Genomic DNA, 19,321 nt, shown 5'->3' on the forward strand with positions numbered 1-19,321 from the left:
CGGGGGATCGGGTTGGACGGCAAATCGGCTCGCGCCCCGTAGAATTCGACTCGTGGCCATCCCGAACCAGGCTCCTCAGGAGACGATCGAGCATCCGCATGCGACGGCGGTGCTGGCGCTCGGCGCGGCGAGTCTGTTCTGCTGCGGCGCGCTGGGTCCGGTGGCCTGGGCGCTCGGCAGACGTGCGCTCGATCAGATCGAGCAATCCCACGGCGGCTACGGCGGCCGCGCCCAGGTGCTGGTCGGTTACGTCCTCGGCATCGTCGGCACGCTCTTGATGGTCTGTATGGCGATCATCTTCCTGCTGATCCTGATCGGCGGCCGAGCCTAGATTCCAGGGATCAATCCAGTCTGGGACGCTCGTGTTCGCTCGTGCTGTCCCAGGCGGGCCATTCCCCGCTGATGCTGCCGGTCCAGTTGGGCTGGCGGCGATCTCGGAAGGCCGCCATCGCCTCGCCGCCGTCGATGCTCTTGGTGACGTGGTTGTTCAGGTCGGTCTCCAACTGTCCGACCATCCCCGGGCTCATGCCCAAGCCCTCCCATAGCAGCCGTTTCGACAGCGCGACCGGCAGCGGCGCCGCACCGTTCGCGATGTCGTGGGCGATGGCAAGTGCCGTCGGCAGCACCTCGCCCCCGGGCAGGCAGCCATTGGCCAGGCCCATGGCCTTGGCCTCCTCGCCGTCGAAGGTGCGGCCGGTCAGCATGATGTCGGCGGCATTGGCCATACCGACCAGCCGCGGCAGCGTCCAGTGCGAGTAGCCGTCGGCCAGTACGCCGCGGCGCACCTGATTGAGGCCGTATACCGCGTCGCGCGCCATGTAGCGCAGGTCGCATTGCAGGGCCAGGGCCAGTCCGATGCCGACCGCATGGCCGTTCACCGCCGCGATCACCGGTTTGCGCACCCGCCACGGCGGCGGATCGATGGTGGCGCTGACATCGCCGACCCGGCTGGACAGATCGGCACCCGCGCAGAACGCGGGTGCCGTACCGGTGATGATGACCGCGCGGATCGCATCTTCGGTATCACAGCGCTGCAGCGCCGCACTCAGTTCGGCGGCCATGGCCGGGGTGACGGCATTTTGCTGAGCGGGTCGGTTGAGCGTGAGGACGGCGATGCCCGCGGAGACATCGACGAGCAGTTCCGAACTCATGCCACGCATGTTAATGGAGTTGTCGGCCGCGCGGGCGCGGCAACTCAACGCAGCACATGGCGGCCGATCGCGTACTTGTGTACCTCGGTCGGGCCGTCGTAGAGGCGGAAGGCGCGCATATCTCGGAAGATCATTTCGACCACCGTTTCGTCGCTGATGCCGATGCCGCCGAGCACCTGAACACAGCGGTCGGTGACCTTGAACAGTTCTTCGGAGACGAACGCCTTCGCGATCGAGCTCTCATGTCTGGCCTTCTCGCCCTGGTCCATGAGCCAGCAGGCATGCCAGATGGTGAGGCGGCACTGGTGCAGCGCGATCTCGTTATCGGCGAGCATGAACGATACGCCCTCGTGGTCGCCGATCGGCTTGCCGAAGGCGGTGCGGGTCCTGGCGTATTCGACCGCGATGGACTGCGCGCGTTCTGCCGCGCCGAGCCAGCGCATGCAGTGGGTGAGCCGGGCCGGGGCGAGCCGCAGCTGGGCGTAGCGCAGCGCCTGGCCGGTCTCGCCGAGCAGCGCCGACTTGGGCAGCACCAGATTCTCGAAGCGCACGACGCCGTGGCCGCCGACGTAGTTGCGGTCCATCGTGTTCATGGTGCGTTCGATGATGATGCCGGGCTGATCGCCTTCGGTCAGGAATAGCGTCGGGCCCTCGGGCAGATGCGGGTTCGGGGCGACCCGGGCCATGATGATCCAGCTCTTGGCGCCGTCCGCGCCGGTGATGAGCCATTTGCGGCCGTTGATGGTGAAGTTCTCGCCGTCGAAGACGGCCTCGGTGGCCAGCTGATTCGGATCCGAACCCGCGCCGTCCGGTTCGGTCATGGCGAAGACGGTGCGCCGGTGACCGGCGACCGTGGGGGCGAGGTGGCGCTCGACCTGCTCCGAATTGGCGATCTTGGAGAGCAGGAACATATTGCCCTCATCCGGTGCGGCGCAGTTCATCGCGACCGGGCCGAGGGTGGACCAGCCCGCCGCCTCGTAGATCACCGCCTGCTCGATATGGCTGAGACCGCGCCCGCCGAGGGCTTCCGGAGCCTGCACGGTCAGCAGGTTCTCGGCGCGCGCCAGCTCGACGAGTTCCTGGCGCAGTTCATCGGTGGGGCCGTGGGAAGTGACGCGCGGGTCGCGCTCGAAGGGGACGATCTTGTCGATGACGAACTGGCGGACCCGGTCGCGTTCGGCGGCGAGTTCAGCGGGAATCGTGAAGTCGATCATTGGTCACCATTCGTTCGATGGGGCGCGTGGGTCGAGCATACGAAACCGGGGGTTTCCGACTGACGGCGCCTGCCATCAAACCTGGCTTGTGGCCGAAAGGGACCTGCTGACCTGCGCTGACAACGGTGTCAGCGGGGTTTACTCCGGTGTCAGCGCGGTGTCAGCGCCGCAGGCGATCGTTTGGTCATCGAGCACGGGGAGCCGCACCGGCCCCGGATGAACAACCCGATGAGGAGAACTCGCCATGATGACCGCCGCCGCCGTCGCCCAGTTGCTGATCGCCCTCGCCTTCGTCAGCATTCCGCTGGTGCGGCACCGGTACGGAGCCGCCGCCAAGGCCGCCGCCGATGCCGCGCTGACCCGTCAGGGTGTGCGGCCCGCAGTACTCGAGGAGAACGGTATGCGGTTCGACGCGGGCGGCCACGAGACCTGGGCGCCCGTCGGTATCGCACTGGTGATGACCACGCTGGCCGCGCTCAACCTGGCGGGCAACGATTGGGGCCGCACGCTGTCCTGGATCATCCAGGTGCTGGTGCTGCTCGGCAATGGCGCGATCCTGTACAGCAACCTGACCGCGGCCAAGAGCATCCGAGCCGCCTTCGCCCGCAAGGCCGACCCGGAACTGGCCCGCATCGACGTCGAGCGCTTCCTGGCCGCCGCCGAAAACGCCTTCCCCCGCTGGGTAATGCCCTACCTGCAGAACCTGCGCCACGTCATCGTGTTCGGCGGTTCGATCCTCGTCCTGATCGCCCTGCTCGCAGCCTGATCGCCACCCACAGGCCAGGTGCCCGCCCCGCGCGAGCACCTGGCCCGTGCGCTGCCATCAGCCCCGCCGAGTCCCCCTGGTCCGCACACGATTTGGCGCGTCGCACACGAATCGCCCGAAATTCCCTGTGCGGCGCGCAACTACGTCCGCGGCACCGGCTTCGAGGCAGCGAGGGCGGCAACCTGGCGGTGACGGGCTGAAATGGGGCGGTTCGCGCTCCAACTGCTTGTCGCGCGGGCTTCGCATATGCGGTGACTATCTCGCACAACGTCTACTGTGTGCGAGGTAGTCACTCGCTATGCGACGTGCTCGACCTTTTGCGGCAGAGTGGATTCCCTCCGCCCAGGAGCGCCTCAGCCCAGGGCTCGTCGGGGGCGATGGGATTCGCGTCGGCGAGTTGAGCGGCCTCCTCCGCGAATGCAGGGCGGACCGCTCGGCCTCGCTTCGCGTCTTCGGATCCGGCGCAACTGTGCGTGTCGGCGTGGTGAGCGGCCTCCGCGAATGCAGGGCGGACCGCTCGGCCTCTCTTCGCGTCTTCGGATCCGGCGCAACTGTGCGTGTCGGATCGGCGCGGGGCCTTGGGCGCTGGTCGCTTGGCGGTGACGGGCCGATTTTGGGGGCAGTCCGTGCGCGAAGTGGTGTGTCGCGCGGGCTATCTCTGGTGGCTCCGTGTGCGGTGGGCAACTGTGTGCGCCGCACCGGCGGTGGGTCCACAAGCGAAGGGCAGCGGGCGGGTGTGGCCGGGCCGGTTACGCGTCGATCTGGGAGTGGTTCGCGCGCAATTGGCATGTCGTGGTGGCTTTACCGGTGGGCCCGTGCGCAGCGTGCAACTGCGTGAGGGCACGGCTCGGGCCGGTGAGCGGGAGGTCAGGGGATGCGGGCGGCTCGGCGGCGGGGGCCGAGGATTCGGCAGATCAGGTAGATCAGGAAGGAGATGGTGGTGACGAAGGTGGAGACGGGGACGCCGGGGGCCAGGGATAGCAGGATGCCGCCCACTGCGGCGGTTTCGGCGAAGACGACCGCGAGCACGGTGGCACGCACCGGATTCGCGGTCAGCTGTGCCGCTGCGGCGGCGGGGGTGATGAGCAGCGCGAGGACCAGCAACGCCCCGACGATCTGCACGCCGAAGGCCGCGGTGACGCCGAGCATGACCGCGAACACCACCGAAAGCGCCCGCACCGGAACCCCGCGTGCGACTGCGACTTCGGGATCCGAGCTCGCGAACAGCAGCGGCCGGTAGACCACCGCGAGCACGGCGAGCACCAGCACCGTGCAGGTCACCAGCAGCGCGAGTCCGCTGTAGCCGACGCTCACCACCTGACCGGTGAGCAGCGAGAATTTCGAGCCGGCGCGTTCGGGGCCGAGCCACAGGAACAGCACCGAGAGCCCGAGCCCGAACGAGAGCACCACCGCGATCACCGAATCGCGTTCTCTGGCTTTGGTTCCGAGCAGACCGAACAGCACCGCCGCCACCACCGAGCCGACGATCGCACCCAGCCCGACCCCGATTCCGGCGAGCAATGCGGCCGCCGCGCCGGTCAGCGACAGTTCGCTGGTGCCGTGCACCGCGAACGACATCTGCCTGCTGATGATCAACGGACCGATCACCCCGGCCAGCAGCCCGAGCAGCGCGGCCGCGAGCACCGCCTGCTGCACGAAGGCGTAGGAGAGCAGGTTCGCGGTGGTGGAGAAGTCGAACATCTTCGAAATGACATCCGATAGCTTGTCGATCACGAACGAACCCCACTCGGCTTCGACGGCGTTTCGGAGACCGGCCACCCATGCGAATCCGGCTGTGCGCCGGCAGCCGTCGGCGGGTCGACAACTGGCCGCCCATTGGAAACTTGTTGCGTGTCGGCATCGGGCTGGTCACCGGCACCCAGTTGGGCGTTGGGAACCGGCTTTCCGCCAACAAGCAGCTGTGCGTCGACAACTAGGTGCGCATCAGGAACCGACTGCGCGTCGGCGACTAGTCGCTCATCGGAAACTTGTTGCGTGTCGGCACCTGGCCGCCTATTGGCAATCGGGTGCTCTTCGGCAATCGGTTGCGCGTCTGCAAGTCGCTGGCCATCGGGAACCAGTTGTGCATCGGCAACTGGCTGGCCATCTGGAACCAGCTGCGTGTCGGCATTTGGCTCGCCGGTACCCAGTTGTGTATTTGGATCTGCCTTTCCATCGGCAGGCGGCTGTGCGTCGGCAACTGGCTGTGCGCTGACAAATGGGTAACCGTCGACAACTGGGGGCGTGTTGGCAACCGGCTGCCCGTTGGCAACCGGCTGTGCGTTGGCACTCGGCTGTCCGTCGGCGACCGGGTGCATGTTGGCGGCAACCGGCTGCTCTTCGGCACCCGGCGGCGCGTCAGCAACTGGCCGCCCGTTGGAAACTCGCTGCGTGTCGGCAATTCGCTGGGTGCCGACACGCGGGTAAGCGTCGGTAACTGGGTGCGTGTTGGCAATTGGCTGTCCGTCGGCAACCGGCGGTGTGTTGGCACTCGGCTGTCCGTCGGCGACCGGGTGCAGGTTGGCGGCAACCGGCTGCTCTTCGGCACCCGGCGGCGCGTCAGCAACTGGCCGCCCATTGGAAATCCGCTGCGTGTCGGCAACTGGGTGCGTGTTGGCAATTGGCAGTCCGTCGGCAACCGGCGGTGTGTCGGGACTCGGCTGCTCGGCGACCGGGTGTGTGTTGGCAACTGGATGGCCATCGGCAGCTGGCGGCGGGGCGGCAACTGGATGTGTGTTGGGGGCCGGTTGTGCGTCGGCGGCTGGGTGGGCGACGGCGAATCGTCCGGGATCGGAGAGGGTTGCGCCGTGGCAGTGTTGGGCTCCGGCGGTGCCGAGGGCGTCCATGGTGTCGCCGGTGCCGACTACGACCAGTCTGCCGCGCACTCGGAGGACGTCGACCTCGGTTTGATAGAGCTCGGAGAGGACGGCCGAGGTCATCACCTCGTCGGGGGTGCCGATGCGGAACCTTCCGTCGACCAGGTACAGGACCCGATCCACCAGCGGCAGAATCGGATTGATCTCGTGTGTCACGAAAAGCACTGCGGTGTTGTGGGTTCGCCTGCGCCGATCGATCAGCTCGGATACCAGTCGTTGGTTCGCCAGGTCGAGGCTGAGCAGTGGTTCATCGCAGAGCAGCACCTTGGGATCGCCGACGAGCGCCTGTGCCACGCGCAGTCGCTGCTGCTCGCCACCGGACATGGATTCCAATGGCGCATAGGCGAATTTCTCCGCGCCGACATCGGCGATGGCGGCGCGCACCTTGCGCTTGCGCTCGGCGCGGCGGCGCAGTCCGAGGCCCCAGTTGTGCCCGTCGACACCGAGCCCGACCAAGTCGACCCCGCGCAATTGGACACCGGCGTCGATCGTCTTCTGTTGCGGCACATAGCCGATATCGGGGTTGCCCGCGCGTGCCGGTCCGCCCGCGACATCGGCGCTGCCCGAGCTGAGCGCGAGCTGTCCGAGCAGCACCTTCAGCAGCGAGGTTTTGCCGGATCCATTCGGCCCGAGAATCGCGACGAATTCACCGGGCGCCACCTCGAGATCCAGTCCCTGCCAGAGCGTGCGTTCGCCGAATGCCAGGCTGGCGGCGTCGAGGTGGACGACGGGGCGGGTATCCGACGGCCGCTGCTCGGTGGTCGGCGCGGCTGCCATGGACCCACCGGTCACCCGGCTTCCCATCGAATCGCTACGCGATGCTGGCCCACTTGTCACCCGGCCACCGCTCCTCATCGAATCGCTACGCGATGCTTTCATAACGCGGTCAGGCCAGCGCCGCGGCCAGCGCCTGGGCGCTCTTGGTCTGCCACTGAATGTAATCCATACCGGAAGGCAGGGTTTCGGTCACTTCGACGATAGGTAGACCGTTCGACTGCGCGAGCGAGCGTAGGTCCTTGGTGATCTTGTCCTCGGTCTGGATGTTGTAGACCAGCGCGCGAACCTTCTTGCCGCTCAGCAGATCCCGCGTCGCGGCGACGGCGGCGGGGGCGGGATCGGTCTCCTGCTCGATCGCCTCCTGGAACTCGTGCGGCGTCAGATCCTCGGTCCCGGCGGCGACCAGCAGGTAGTGCGCCAGCGGTTCGGTCTGCAGCACCGGGGTTTTCGGATGCTCGCTGGCGATCTTGCTGGAGGCCGCGCTGATCGCGCTCAGTTGGGTCTTGAACGCGGCGGCGCGGTCGGTGTAGGCGGCGGCGTGCGCGGAGTCGATTTCGCCGAGGGCGCTCGCGATCCGATCGGCGACCGTGCTCACTGTGCGCGGGTCGTAGAAGACATGTTCGTTCTCATCGCTCTTATCGGTGCGGGATTCGAACGCGTCGACAGCGCGCTTGCCCTGGATCGCCTTCTCGATGAACTCGTCGTAGCCGCCGCCATTGAAGACGACCAGGTCGGCATCGCTGATCTCGGCCGACTCCACGGCCGAGGTCTCATGCGAATGCGGATCGGCGGCGGGATCGGTGATCAGCGAGGTCACCGAGGCATCCGGACCCGCGATGGTGGCGGCGATATTGCCCCAGACACTGGTGGACGCGACGATATTCGGCTTATCCGAATCCTTCGAGCTTCCGCATGCGGTGAGTGTCAGCGCGGTGGCCACCCCCACGGCGATACCGGCGAATCCGAGGGCAATTCGTGTGCTCACGCGCGGGGTACTCCTGGCAATGCGGCAGATCTGAGCGTGCTCTAGATCATAATGGAAATCGTTACCATTTGAACTGTAGCAGGAGGCCCCGCCCAGCACGAGCCGGTGTTCGCGGCATCACTTCGGCACCGGATGTGGGCTGGGCCCGCGAACCGTTGGTTCGCGGGCCCAGATCTCTGCGACGGTCGCGTCAGACGAGCGCTTCCACCGGCTTGCCGAGCAGTTGGGCGCAGCGCAGCAGGCCGAGATGGCTGTAGGCCTGTGGATGGTTGCCGAGTGAGCGCTCGGCCACCGGGTCGTACTCCTCGCTGAGCAGACCGGTCGGTCCGGCGACATCGATCAGCTGCGCGAACAGTGCCTCGGCATCCGAACGCTTGCCGATCAGCAGATACGCCTCGACCAGCCAGGCCGCGCACAGGTGGAATCCGCCCTCGCCGCCGGGCAGGCCGTCGTCGTGGTGGTACCGGTACACGGTCGAGCCGCTGCGCAGCTCCGCCTCGGTGGCCACCACGGTCGCCGCGAAGCGCGGATCCGACGGTTCGATCAGGCCGCTGAGGCCGATATGCAGGGTGGCCGCGTCCAGATCGGTGCCGTCGTAGGCGGCGGTGTAGGACTGGACCTCGTCGTTCCAGCCCTTGGTCTTCACCTCGTCGGCGATGGTCTCGCGCAATGCGATCCAGGCCGGATCGATCTGGCGCGCGAAGCGCTGCGCCAGCGTGATCGCCCGGTCCACGGTCAGCCAGCCCATCACCTTCGAGTACACATGGTGGCGCGGGTTGCCGCGGATCTCCCAGATGCCGTGGTCGGGTTCCTGCCAGCGCCGCTGCACCGCGGAGACCATGGCGTGCACGAGTTCCCAGTCGGCATCCGGCAGCGCCTTGGCCGGATCGGTCAGGCCCTTCGCCTCGCGGCCGTGCGCCAGCGATGCGATCAGATCGACGATCGGACCGAAGACGTCCAGCTGCACCTGCATATTCGCGGCGTTGCCGACGCGGACCGGGCGCGAACCCGCATAACCGGGCAGCTGATCGATCGATGCCTCGGGCGGCAGCGTTTCGCCGTAGAGCGTGTACAGGGGGTGCAGACGCTCCGGACCGGGCAGCGTTTCCAGCACCCGGTGCACCCAGCCGAGGAATTCCTCGGCCTCGGTCAATGAGCCGAGCGAAACCAGCGCCTGCGCGGTCAGCGAGGCATCGCGCAGCCAGCAGTAGCGGTAGTCCCAGTTGCGCACGCCGCCGATATCCTCCGGCAGCGAGGTGGTGGCCGCGGCCAGGATCGAACCCGACGGCGCGTGCACGAGGCCGCGCAGGGTGAGTGCCGAGCGCTTCATCAGATCCGGCTTCAGCGGCGGCAGTTGCAGTTTCGCCGCCCACTTCGACCAGTAGTCCTCGGCGTCCTTGCGCCGATCCGCCTCACTGCTCATGGCGGGCGCGAGATCGTGTGTACCGCAGCGCATTTCCAGCACGATCGGGCCGCGCGACGGATCGACGACGGCGCGGGCCGAGCTGTGCATACCGTCGGACTGGATCTCCCAGTGCACACCGGGTGAGCGCAGCACCATCGGATCATTGGTGCCGACCACGCGCAGGCCGGTCGGCTCGCATTCGATGCTCACCGGCACCTGGCCGAATTCCGGTCGGGGCGCGAAGGTTACGACGGCCTTGGCATCGCCGGTGATCACCCGGGTCAGGTCGGTGCGGTTCGGTGCCACGTCGTGCGGCAGATAGTCCACCACTTGCAGCTTGGCCCAACGGGTTTCGACGGTCATGGTGCCGTCGATATAGCGCTGGGACAGCGGCAGGCCCGGCCGTTCCGGTTCGATGGTGAAGTGGCCGGCCTGTGGGCCGCCGAGTAGATGGGCGAAGACCGCGGCCGAATCCGGTTCCGGATGGCAGAACCAGGTGACGGTCGCGTCGGGGGTCAGCAGCGCCACCGAGCGCGGACTGGACAGCATGCTCAGCCGCTCGATGCGCGGCGCGCTGGCACCGGCCAGCCAGGTACGCCGCTCCTCGAGCAGGAAGGCCAGTGCCCAGGAGACGGCCTCGGTGCTGTCCACCCGGTATTTGGCCAGACTCTCGCCATCGCCGACCTTGATGCCGACATCGGGGCCGGAAAGCATGCGGAAGGCCTTTTCATCGGTGACGTCATCGCCGAAGAACACCGCGGCCGATGCGCCCTCCTGATGCCGGACGGTATCGAGCGCGACGCCCTTATCCGTCTGGATCACCGCGAGTTCGATAACCGATTTCCCCTCGGTCACCTGTACGCCGACCCAGCAGGACGGGCCCTGTCGGACGGCCTTCAGCGCGCGCAACCCGATTTCCGGACTCGCATTGCGCACATGCAACGCGACACTGGCCGGTTTGATCTCGACGCTGGCACCGGGATTCTCCGCGGCGATCTGCGACAGACTCGTCTGCACTTCCACCAGCAATTGTTTGGCGTCGTTGTCGATGGCGTGTACGAAACCGACATCGAATTCCGAGCCATGACTACCGATCAGTTGTACCTCGACCGGTAGACGCGACAATGCGGCGAGATCCCGCAGTGCACGGCCGGAGATCACGGCGGCGGTCGTCCCGGTGAGACCGGCGAGCGCTCGTAGCGCGCTCACCGATTCTCGGTGTGGAAAGGCCTTCGCCGGATCGGACACGATGGGCGCAATCGTCCCGTCGTAGTCCGATGCGACCAAAAGTCGTGGCACGCGCGCGACCGTCGACAGTGCACGGCGAAGTTCCAGTGGCAGATCCTGTGCGCTCACGCATCCAACCTAGTGATCGGAGGAGTTTTTTCAGGGGCACGCGTGACAATACTGTGTTGAATTTGCCGCACCGAAGCGCGCCGTCATGCGTGCGCAGTATTGCGTTAACGCAATGGTCGCCCACCTTGCTCGCGCGCCGCCATACGTACGGCGCGATGAGCAGTGGATGTGATCGAAATTACGACGTGCGCAGCGGCCTCCGATACCGAATTTGCCTGGTATGCGCTGGTAGTCGAGCTGGGTGGTTGCTACTTGGCGCCGTTTTCGCCGAGCAGTAGATCGACGGTCAGCTCGAGGCGTTCGGTGACGTCGGTCGCCGATGCCCGTCTGGTCAGCCAGGCCACCAGATTCGACAGCCAGACGTCGCTGATGACGCGCGCGATGGCCAGCTGACGTTCGGTGGGTTCGCCGTCGTTCATGGCGCGGGCGAAAACGCGATCCATGACCTTGCCGACCCGATCGACCTCCGCGGCCGCCGACGCGTCGGCGAACATGAATGCGCGGGTCATCGCCTCGGTGAGCAATGGATCGCGTTGCATCATCCGGGTGATCTGGGTCAGCAAAAGGTGCATGCGCTCATTCGGCGTCTGTCCGGCAAGCGGCTTGCGTTTGCCCTCGATCTGCTCGAATTCCCGCGACAGCGCGGAGACCAGCAAATGCACCTTGGACGGGAAATACCGGTAGAGCGTCCCGACCGCGACATCGGCGCGTTCGGCCACCGCGCGCATCTGCACGGCGTCGTAGCCGCCCTTGGAGGCCAGTGCGAGGGTCGCGTCCAGAATTCGCTTACGCCGCTCCCGCTGCGCGGCTGAGCTCAGTTCGTCTTCGCTGAGCGTCGTGACCGTCGCGTTGGCCGACGCTCGCCCCGCCGAATTCGAATCGGCTGGCTGCGATCGGGAGGGACTGGCCATGGATTGAGAGTCCTTTCGCATTCCGGCAACGGGCCTCGGTCGTCTCTTGACTTCCGCCCAGCTAGGATATTAGAACATGTTCTAGGTGTGGGAGTCACGCCGGAAAGGCGGTACGGACTGTGACCATCGCCACCACTGACGAGCATAAAGCCGGTCAGGAGTCGATGCGCGGATGGGCTGGATCGGTGCGTCCAATTGCAACAATGCGGGACGACCCGGCGGACTTCTGGCGCGCCTATTGGCCCGGACTGGCCGAGTTCGGGATATTCCGGGTCGCGGTCGCCGAGGCGGCCGGCGGCCACGGCGGATCGGTCGCCGACCTCGCGGTATTGGTCGAACAGGCGGCACACGACCTGGTCGGCGGGCCGGTGCTGTCCACCGCCTTGGCCAATCTGGTCACCGCTGGCGCCTTCGCCGAGGATATGCCGTGTGGTGTCGCGCTCGACTTCATTGTCGGACCCGTCGCCAGCGTAGCGGCCGCATCTGGTGAGCTGTTGCTCACGGGTATCTGGGATTCGGTGCTCGGTGCCGCGCCGGGTACCTCGGTGCTGTTGCCGGTGCGGACGCCGGAAGGGTTGCGCTGGTGTGTGGTCGGGCCCGATGCCGATGGTCTGCGCATCGAGGCGCTGGTACCCGCTGACTCGAGTACGCCACTGGCGCGTGTGCACTGTGCCGAGGTGCGGGTGCCGGCGGAGCGGGTGTTCGAGTCGCCGCACGCGGTGGAAGATCTACTCGCGGTGCTGGTTTCGGCCGAACTCGCCGGTGTGGCGGGATGGTGTCTGGAGACCGCGGTCGAATATGCCAAGGTGCGTGAGCAATTCGGGCGCAAGATCGGGTCTTTCCAAGCGCTCAAACACATTTGCGCCTGGATGCTGTGCCGCACCGAGCTGATCCGCTCCGTCGCGGCCGATGCCGCGGCCGCCGTCGACGAGGGCGGTGCGGAGCTGCCGATCGCGGCCGCGATCGCCGCCGCGATTTCCCTGGACGCCGCGGTGGAGACCGCCAAGGACTGCATTCAGGTGCTCGGCGGCATCGGCTTCACCTGGGAGCACGACGCGCACTTCTACTTGCGCCGGGCCACCGCATTGCGGCAGCTGCTCGGCGGATCGGCGCGGTGGCGGGCCCGGGTCACCGAGCTGACCCGCGCCGGTCAGCGCCGGACCACCGGTGCGGACCGGATCTTCGCTTCCGCTGCGCAAGCGACGGCCGCCGAGACGGTCGCGGGGCGTGACGGCGGCGGGAACAGCGGGAACGAACTGGCCGCCGAGGTGGCCGCGATCGCGGCACTGCCGGTCGGCGCGCAGCGCAATGCGCTGGTCGAGGCCGGACTCGTCATGCCGCACTGGCCGGCACCGTACGGCCGTGGCGCGAATCCCATGACGGGCCTGGTCATTTCGGAGGAACTGCGCCGCGCGGGTGTGGAGTCACCGGATCTGGCGATCGGCGGCTGGGCGATCCCGACGCTGCTGCAGCACGGCACCCAGGAGCAGATCGACCGATTCGCATGGCCGACGCTGCGCGGTGAGGTGATCTGGTGTCAGCTGTTCAGCGAGCCGGAGGCCGGTTCGGATCTGGCGGCGCTGCGGACCACCGCCAAGAAGGTCGACGGCGGCTGGGTGCTGCGCGGGCAGAAGGTGTGGACGTCGCTGGGCGACCGGGCGAACTGGGCGATCTGCCTGGCTCGCACCGATCCCGACGCACCGAAGCATCGCGGTATCAGCTATTTCCTTGTCGATATGCGCAGCGCGGGGCTCGAGGTGCGCCCGCTGGTGCAGATCACCGGTGAGGCGCGGTTCAGCGAGGTCTTCCTCGACGATGTCTTCGTGCCGGACGACTGTGTGGTCGGCGCGCTGAACAACGGCTGGAAGATCGCCCGCTCCACCCTGTCGACCGAACGCGTCGCCATGGGCGGCAATGGGATCGGGCCGGTGCTCGAGGAACTCATCGCCAAACTGCCCGCCACCGGGCCGGGTGCGGAGCTTGTGAACGATCGGCTCGGCGGTTTCGTCGCCGATGCTATCGCTGGACTGTTGCTGGAGCAGCGTGCCGCGGTGCGGATGCTCGCGGGCGGTGATCCGGGAGCGCAGAGCAGTGTGCGCAAGCTCGTCGGTGTCCGGCATCGCCAGGCGGTTGCCGAATTCGCGGTGGAGACGGCGGGGGCGATCGGTGCGCAGGACTCCGACGTGCTCAAGGAGTTCCTGCTCACCCGCTGTCTTTCGATTGCGGGTGGTACCGAGCAGATCTTGCTGACCGTGGCAGGTGAGCGAATTCTCGGACTGCCCCGCGACGCGGACGGCTAGTCGACGAGGTCGATTGCCAGAAGATCGCCCCTCATGGAAGCGCGGAGCGATACTGAACTTAATTGGAGTAAGCGTGGACTTCACCCGGGACGAGGGCCAGGATGCCGTGGCCGAGGTTGTAGTGAGTTTGCTGGAGCGTGAACCGGCACGCGATATCGAGCTGTGGCCGAGTCTGATCGAGACCGGCCTGCTCTCGCTCGCGCTGCCGGAGCGGTTCGGCGGTGACGGCATGGGCCTGCCGGAGGTCTCGGTGCTGCTGACCGAACTGGCCACCGATGCGGTGGCGGTGCCCGCCCTGCCGACCCTCGGCTTCGGGCTGCTGCCGCTGCTTTCGGTCCTGCCGGACACCGTCGCCGAGCGGGTCTATCCGGAGGTCGCCAAGGGGGCGGTGCTCACCGCGGCCCTCAGCGAGCCCGCGAATCCCTTCGTCGTCAAACCCGAGACCACGGCCGTCTCCAATGGCGACACCGTGCGCATCACCGGCCACAAGGTGGCGGTTCCGTATGCGGAGCAGGCGCGCTGGCTGCTGATTCCAACGAATTCCGGTATCGCACTGGTGGATTCGGATGCGGCCGGGTTGACCCTGACGCCGACGCCGGTATCCGGTGGGATTCCCGAATGCACGGTGCGACTCGACCAGGTCGAGATTCCGGCCGAGCAGCTGCTGCCCGGCGGCATTGCCGAACTGCACCGCATGGCCGTCGCTTCGATCGGCGCGACCGCGGACGGACTGCTAAAGGGTGCGCTCGTACTCACCGCGGAACATCTGCGGACCCGCCACCAGTTCAACCGGCCGCTCGCCGAATTCCAAGCCGTCGCCCAGCAGATCGCCGATGTCTACGTCGTCTCGCGAACCCTGCATGCCGTCGCCGTCTCGGCGAACTGGGCACTGGCACAGGATGATTCGACGCCAGCGCATCAGGAACGCATCGACGACGACCTCGATGTGCTCGCCTACACCGTGGCCTCGGAACTGCCCGCCGCCATGCAGAAATGCCATCACCTGCACGGTGGTCTCGGGGTCGACGTGACCCATCCGATGCATCGCTACTACTCACAGGCCAAGGACATCGCCCGCTGGCTCGGCGGCGAATCCCTGCGCCTCGACCGATTGGGGGCCAGATGCTCATCGATCTGACTGCGGAGCAGCGCCAGCTACGCGACGAATTGCGGTCCTATTTCGCCGATCTCGTGACTCCCGAGGAGGAGGCCGAGATGGCGGTCAACCGCCACGGCGACGCCTACCGCGCGGTGGTGCGTCGGATGGGCGCGGACGGCTGGCTCGGAGTCGGCTGGCCGAAGGAATACGGCGGCCAGGGCTTCGGTCCGATGGAACAACAGATCTTCTTCAATGAGGCGGTGCGCGCGGATGTTCCGCTACCGCTGGTCACCCTGCTGACGGTCGGACCGACGCTGCAGAGCTTCGGCACCGATGCGCAGAAGGCGAAGTTCCTGCCCGGAATCCTTTCCGGCGATATCCATTTCGCGATCGGCTACTCCGAACCGGAGGCGGGCACCGACCTGGCATCGCTGCGTACGAGCGCGGTGCGCGACGAATCCGGTGACTGGATCGTCAACGGGCAGAAGATCTTCACGACCGGCGCGCACGAGGCCGACTACATCTGGTTGGCCTGCCGAACCGGATCGGTCGAATCGCGGCACCGCGGCATCACGATCCTGATCGTGGATACCACCGATCCCGGCTACTCCTGGACGCCGATCATTACCTGCGATGGGGCGCACCACACCAACGCGACCTACTTCGACAATGTGCGCGTACCCGCCGACATGCTCGTCGGCGAGGAGAACCGGGGCTGGCGGCTGATCACCACCCAACTCAATCACGAGCGGGTGAGCCTGGGTCCGTCCGGCAAGATCGAACAGCTCTACGACCGCGTGCGCGAGTGGGCGCAGCCGCGCGGCGTGCTCGCCCGAAATGACGTGCGCCGTTCGCTCGCGCGCATCCACGCCATGGTCCGGCTGAACGAACTGCTGAACTGGCAGGTGGCGGCGACCGTCGACGGCGACCAGGCCAGCGTGATCGCGGACGCCTCGGCCACCAAGGTGTACTCCACCGAATCGCTGCAGGAGGCGGGTCGACTCGCCGAGGAGATCGTCGGGCACTACGGCGATCCGGCCGATCCGGCCACCGCCGAACTGCTGACCTGGCTGGACCGCAGGACCAAACAGAACCTGGTGGTGACCTTCGGCGGCGGCGTCAATGAGGTGATGCGCGAACTGGTCGCCTCGTCCGGTCTGAAACTGCCTCGGGTACCACGATGAATCCCGCGAGATGGACTACAGCAAGGAGCCGCGCGTGCCGGAAACCCTGACTCCGGAAGCGATTACCGCCGCCGCAGAGAAGATCATCGCGGCGGGGGATTGCGAGCCACGCTTCGGGCGTGACCCGGTGAACCAGCCGATGATCAACAACTGGGTGGAGGCGCTCGGGGACAAGAACCCGATCTACGTCGACGACGCGGCCGCCCGCGCGGCCGGACTTCCCGGCACCGTGGCACCGCCCGCCATGATCCAGGTCTGGACCATGCTAGGGCTCAATGGTTCGCGCGCGGCCGACGATCCGACGAACCAGGTCATCGAGCTGCTGGACAGTGCGGGCTTCACCTCGGTGGTCGCGACCGACTGCCAGCAGACCTATCACCGATACCTGAATGTCGGTGAGCAAGTGGCGGTTACCAGCAGGCTGGTCGATATCCGCGGCCCGAAGCGGACGGCGCTCGGCGAAGGATGGTTCGTCAGCTTCCAGATCAGTTGGCGGGTGGGCGACGAGTTGGTCGCCGAAATGCTGTGGCGGCTACTGAAATTCGCACCGGGTACCGGTACCGCCGCGAAAGCGCCCGCGGGTGAACGCGTCAAGCCGCTGGTGTCCTGGGATACCGAATTCTTCTGGGAGGGTACGAAAGCCGGTGAGCTGCGGATTCAGCGGCTGCCGGACGGCACGCTGCGGCATCCGCCGATCCCGGCGCTGTGGCAGGACAAATCCGAGCAGACCGACTACGTCGTCGCCTCGGGGCGCGGTGAAGTCTTCAGCTACGTCGTGCATCACGCGCCGAAAGTGCCGGGGCGGCAGGTGCCGTTCGTCGTCGCGCTTGTCGAATTGGAGGAGGGCGTGCGCATGCTCGGTGAACTGCGCGGCATCGACCCGGCCGATGTGAAGATCGGCCTTCCGGTACAGGTCGAGTTCGAGAAACTCGACGATGCGGCCGTGCTGCCGGTCTGGCGGGTGATCGCATGACCTACGTCGAACCCGCCGCCGTGCAGGTCGGGACCGCACTGCCCGAGCTGGTCATTCACGCCGATCCGACCTTCGTGATCAGTACCGCCCTGGCCACCAGGGACTTTCAGGATGTGCACCACGACAGGGACAAGGCCGTCGCCCGCGGTTCCAAGGACATCTTCGTCAATATCCTCACCGATACCGGGCTGGTGCAGCGCTTCGTAACCGACTGGGCCGGACCGCGTGCCATCGTCAAATCGGTCGCGCTGCGCTTGGGCGTGCCGCTGTATGCCGGTGACACCCTGACGCTCTCGGGCACCGTCACCGCCATCGAGGGCGATGACATCCACATCGATGTCGTCGGACGCGACAGCCTCGGTGACCACATCACGGCGAAAGCCGTTATCGCCCTGCGGAGGCCATGATGAGCGCTGACCACACTGGGATCTCCGGCCGCGCCGCCATCGTCGGCATCGGCGCCACCGACTTTTCCAAGGACTCCGGCCGCAGCGAATTGCGGTTGGCCGCCGAGGCGGTCACCGCGGCGCTGGCCGACGCTGGTCTGACGCCCGCCGATGTCGACGGCCTGACCACCTTCACCATGGATACCAACACCCAGGCGGCGGTCGCGCGCGCCGTTGGCATCCCGCAGCTGAAGTTCTTCAGCCACATCGGCTATGGCGGCGGCGCGGCCTGTGCCACCATCCAGCAGGCCGCGATGGCGGTCGCCACCGGTGTCGCCGATGTGGTCGTCGCCTACCGCGCCTTCAATGAGCGGTCGGTATCGCGCTTCGGCCAATTCTCTACCGCGCTGGCCACCGCGCCGACCTCCTCGGGTATCGATGCGGGCTGGTCCTATCCACAGGGCCTGGGAACTCCGGCGGCCCAGGTGGCGATGGTCGCCAGGCGCTATATGCACGTCTACGGCGCGACCAGTGCGGACTTCGGCCGGGTCGCCGTCGCCGATCGCAAACACGCCGCGGTGAATCCGGCTGCCTTCTTCTACGGCAAGCCGATCACCCTCGAGGAGCACCAGAATTCCCGCTGGATCGCCGAGCCGCTGCATCTGCTCGACTGCTGCCAGGAGTCCGACGGCGGCGTCGCGATCGTGGTCACCAGCGTCGAGCGCGCCCGCGATCTCCCGCAGCGCCCGGCCGTGATCACCGCCGCCGCACAGGGTTCCGGTGCCGACCAGTACGTGATGACGAGCTACTACCGCGACGCCCTCACCGGACTGGCGGAAATGGGTCTGGTCGGCGACCAGCTCTGGGCCCAGAGCGGTCTGCGCCCAGACGATATGCAGGCCGCCATCCTCTACGACCACTTCACCCCGTTCGTGCTCATGCAGTTGGAGGAGCTCGGCTTCTGCGGCCGCGGTGAGGCGAAGGATTTCATTGCCGACGGTGCCATCGAAGTCGGCGGTCGGCTGCCTCTGAACACCCATGGCGGACAGCTCGGCGAGGCGTATATCCACGGGATGAACGGGATCGCCGAGGCCGTGCGCCAGATTCGCGGTACTTCGGTGAATCCCGTTGCGGGCTTGGCGAACATCCTGGTTACCGCGGGTACGGGTGTGCCGACCTCGGGGTTGGTGCTCAGCGCCAACTGAGCCCGTCCGTCGGGCTCAGGCCGGATGGTCCGCAACGCCGCCCTCGGCGACAAGCAGAGCGTGATCAGTCGGCGTCGTAAGGCAACAGAGTGAAGTGGTCTGAGCCCCAGAGCGGACGAAGTTGGCGGAAGTGACGCTGGTCCAAGGTCACAATCGAGGTCGTGCGGTAACGGTCTGCGAGCACGACCTTGGATGCGTCCGCAATTCCGATGTAGTCCTTGGGTCCGTCGAACTTGCGGGTAATGGCCAGCGCAACGGCATGGTCTTCGGCGGTCCACTCGGCCAGCTCGTACGCGCCTGTCACGACATCTTGACCAAAGGCGCGCGCGGCGTCGGCCCCCAGTCGGGCCGAGAGCATGTAGTCAGCTTCGGCAACGATCATCGGGGAAACGACAAGCAGATCGTCGGCCTCCTCGAGGATATGTGCGATGGCTGGCTGCTCCGGATACGCCTCGTCGAAGGCGGCGAGAATGGCACTGGTATCGACGATGAGTACGGTCACTCGCCGAAGCCCCGAGCCAGCTGCTCATCGATTTCCTCGGCGTCGAGCGGTCGGTCGCTGCGGTATCCACCAGTCGTTGGGCGCGGTTTCGCCGCACTCTCATCGATCAGTCGGTCGATTTGCTGGGCTAACGTCAATCCGTGTGCTGCCGCCAGACGGTGCAGCCGGTCGCGCGTAGCCTTTGGCACCTTGATGGTAGTAGCAGTCATACCGTTGAGTATACCGATCGGT

At 66.7% G+C, this 19,321-nt stretch carries 16 protein-coding genes and 1 pseudogene; 8 read left to right on the forward strand and 9 right to left on the reverse strand.

Features of this window, described 5'->3' with window-relative positions:
* Window positions 1–52 precede the first annotated feature (52 nt).
* On the forward strand, window positions 53–331 hold the full coding sequence (locus ACQP0C_RS03110) for a DUF4190 domain-containing protein (protein ID WP_433730350.1): 279 nt from the start codon (window positions 53–55) through the stop codon (window positions 329–331).
* Window positions 332–341: 10 nt separating this feature from the next.
* Here the strand turns inward: ACQP0C_RS03110 and ACQP0C_RS03115 are convergent, their stop codons facing one another.
* Both ACQP0C_RS03115 and ACQP0C_RS03120 read right to left on the reverse strand, forming a co-directional pair.
* Window positions 342–1,151 (reverse strand): enoyl-CoA hydratase/isomerase family protein, encoded by an 810-nt coding sequence (locus ACQP0C_RS03115; RefSeq protein WP_433730352.1) that lies wholly within the window; start codon window positions 1,149–1,151, stop codon window positions 342–344.
* Window positions 1,152–1,195: 44 nt separating this feature from the next.
* On the reverse strand, window positions 1,196–2,365 hold the full coding sequence (locus ACQP0C_RS03120; protein WP_433730354.1) for an acyl-CoA dehydrogenase family protein: 1,170 nt from the start codon (window positions 2,363–2,365) through the stop codon (window positions 1,196–1,198).
* 244 nt (window positions 2,366–2,609) lie between these two features.
* Here ACQP0C_RS03120 and ACQP0C_RS03125 point away from each other — a divergent pair, with 244 nt between their 5' ends.
* A complete protein-coding gene (locus tag ACQP0C_RS03125) occupies window positions 2,610–3,131 on the forward strand; it encodes a hypothetical protein (protein WP_433730356.1) in 522 nt (173 codons plus the stop codon).
* 867 nt (window positions 3,132–3,998) lie between these two features.
* Here ACQP0C_RS03125 and ACQP0C_RS03130 read toward each other — a convergent pair.
* The 5 genes and pseudogenes from ACQP0C_RS03130 to kstR all read right to left on the reverse strand — a co-directional run bounded on the left by ACQP0C_RS03130 (window position 3,999) and on the right by kstR (window position 11,441).
* Window positions 3,999–4,832 carry a metal ABC transporter permease gene (locus ACQP0C_RS03130; protein WP_433734416.1) on the reverse strand — a complete coding sequence of 278 codons (834 nt, stop codon included), beginning with the start codon at window positions 4,830–4,832 and terminating at the stop codon, window positions 3,999–4,001.
* A gap of 1,121 nt (window positions 4,833–5,953) precedes the next feature.
* Window positions 5,954–6,784: pseudogene (locus ACQP0C_RS03135) on the reverse strand (metal ABC transporter ATP-binding protein); the annotation flags it as partial.
* A 109-nt stretch (window positions 6,785–6,893) separates the two neighbouring features.
* Complete coding sequence (locus tag ACQP0C_RS03140; protein WP_433730357.1) at window positions 6,894–7,769, reverse strand: metal ABC transporter solute-binding protein, Zn/Mn family; 876 nt, start codon at window positions 7,767–7,769, stop codon at window positions 6,894–6,896.
* Window positions 7,770–7,959: 190 nt separating this feature from the next.
* Window positions 7,960–10,530 carry a trehalose-phosphatase gene (gene otsB / locus ACQP0C_RS03145; protein WP_433730359.1) on the reverse strand — a complete coding sequence of 857 codons (2,571 nt, stop codon included), beginning with the start codon at window positions 10,528–10,530 and terminating at the stop codon, window positions 7,960–7,962.
* 248 nt (window positions 10,531–10,778) lie between these two features.
* On the reverse strand, window positions 10,779–11,441 hold the full coding sequence (kstR, locus tag ACQP0C_RS03150; RefSeq protein WP_433682169.1) for a cholesterol catabolism transcriptional regulator KstR: 663 nt from the start codon (window positions 11,439–11,441) through the stop codon (window positions 10,779–10,781).
* Between the two features lie 119 nt (window positions 11,442–11,560).
* Between kstR and ACQP0C_RS03155 the strand changes: the two genes are divergently transcribed.
* The 6 genes from ACQP0C_RS03155 (at window position 11,561) to ACQP0C_RS03180 (ending at window position 18,588) form a co-directional block, all read left to right on the forward strand.
* Window positions 11,561–13,741, forward strand: coding sequence for an acyl-CoA dehydrogenase family protein (locus tag ACQP0C_RS03155; RefSeq protein WP_433730361.1), 2,181 nt, complete (start codon window positions 11,561–11,563; stop codon window positions 13,739–13,741).
* A 73-nt stretch (window positions 13,742–13,814) separates the two neighbouring features.
* Complete coding sequence (locus tag ACQP0C_RS03160; protein WP_433730363.1) at window positions 13,815–14,879, forward strand: acyl-CoA dehydrogenase family protein; 1,065 nt, start codon at window positions 13,815–13,817, stop codon at window positions 14,877–14,879.
* On the forward strand, window positions 14,864–16,024 hold the full coding sequence (locus tag ACQP0C_RS03165) for an acyl-CoA dehydrogenase family protein (protein WP_433730365.1): 1,161 nt from the start codon (window positions 14,864–14,866) through the stop codon (window positions 16,022–16,024). Before ACQP0C_RS03160 ends, ACQP0C_RS03165 begins: the two co-directional genes overlap by 16 nt.
* Before the next feature lie 10 nt (window positions 16,025–16,034).
* Window positions 16,035–16,997, forward strand: a complete 963-nt coding sequence (locus ACQP0C_RS03170) for a bifunctional MaoC family dehydratase N-terminal/OB-fold nucleic acid binding domain-containing protein (protein WP_433730367.1) — start codon at window positions 16,035–16,037, stop codon at window positions 16,995–16,997.
* Entirely contained in the window at window positions 16,994–17,404 is a 411-nt protein-coding gene (locus tag ACQP0C_RS03175) for a MaoC family dehydratase (RefSeq protein ID WP_433730369.1), read from the forward strand. Before ACQP0C_RS03170 ends, ACQP0C_RS03175 begins: the two co-directional genes overlap by 4 nt.
* Window positions 17,404–18,588 (forward strand): lipid-transfer protein, encoded by a 1,185-nt coding sequence (locus tag ACQP0C_RS03180; RefSeq protein ID WP_433730371.1) that lies wholly within the window; start codon window positions 17,404–17,406, stop codon window positions 18,586–18,588. The genes ACQP0C_RS03175 and ACQP0C_RS03180 overlap by 1 nt, the downstream gene beginning before the upstream one ends.
* A 64-nt stretch (window positions 18,589–18,652) precedes the next feature.
* On the opposite strand, the gene ACQP0C_RS03185 is transcribed toward ACQP0C_RS03180, so the two are convergent.
* Window positions 18,653–19,090, reverse strand: coding sequence for a PIN domain-containing protein (locus tag ACQP0C_RS03185; protein WP_433730373.1), 438 nt, complete (start codon window positions 19,088–19,090; stop codon window positions 18,653–18,655).
* Window positions 19,087–19,299, reverse strand: a complete 213-nt coding sequence (locus tag ACQP0C_RS03190; RefSeq protein WP_433730375.1) for a hypothetical protein — start codon at window positions 19,297–19,299, stop codon at window positions 19,087–19,089. The genes ACQP0C_RS03185 and ACQP0C_RS03190 overlap by 4 nt, the downstream gene beginning before the upstream one ends.
* Between the last annotated feature and the right edge of the window lie 22 nt (window positions 19,300–19,321).

This window comes from Nocardia sp. CA-129566 (genome assembly GCF_050956075.1).
Lineage (GTDB): Bacteria > Actinomycetota > Actinomycetes > Mycobacteriales > Mycobacteriaceae > Nocardia.

Bases quoted from the DNA above. Each gene is read 5' to 3' on its own strand.
- kstR (WP_433682169.1), bottom strand. From the start codon at position 11,441: ATGGCCAGTCCCTCCCGATCGCAGCCAGCCGATTCGAATTCGGCGGGG.
- ACQP0C_RS03125 (WP_433730356.1), top strand. From the start codon at position 2,610: ATGATGACCGCCGCCGCCGTCGCCCAGTTGCTGATCGCCCTCGCCTTC.
- ACQP0C_RS03115 (WP_433730352.1), bottom strand. From the start codon at position 1,151: ATGAGTTCGGAACTGCTCGTCGATGTCTCCGCGGGCATCGCCGTCCTC.
- ACQP0C_RS03180 (WP_433730371.1), top strand. From the start codon at position 17,404: ATGAGCGCTGACCACACTGGGATCTCCGGCCGCGCCGCCATCGTCGGC.
- ACQP0C_RS03190 (WP_433730375.1), bottom strand. From the start codon at position 19,299: ATGACTGCTACTACCATCAAGGTGCCAAAGGCTACGCGCGACCGGCTG.
- ACQP0C_RS03165 (WP_433730365.1), top strand. From the start codon at position 14,864: ATGCTCATCGATCTGACTGCGGAGCAGCGCCAGCTACGCGACGAATTG.
- ACQP0C_RS03175 (WP_433730369.1), top strand. From the start codon at position 16,994: ATGACCTACGTCGAACCCGCCGCCGTGCAGGTCGGGACCGCACTGCCC.
- ACQP0C_RS03120 (WP_433730354.1), bottom strand. From the start codon at position 2,365: ATGATCGACTTCACGATTCCCGCTGAACTCGCCGCCGAACGCGACCGG.
- ACQP0C_RS03170 (WP_433730367.1), top strand. From the start codon at position 16,035: ATGGACTACAGCAAGGAGCCGCGCGTGCCGGAAACCCTGACTCCGGAA.
- ACQP0C_RS03130 (WP_433734416.1), bottom strand. From the start codon at position 4,832: ATGTTCGACTTCTCCACCACCGCGAACCTGCTCTCCTACGCCTTCGTG.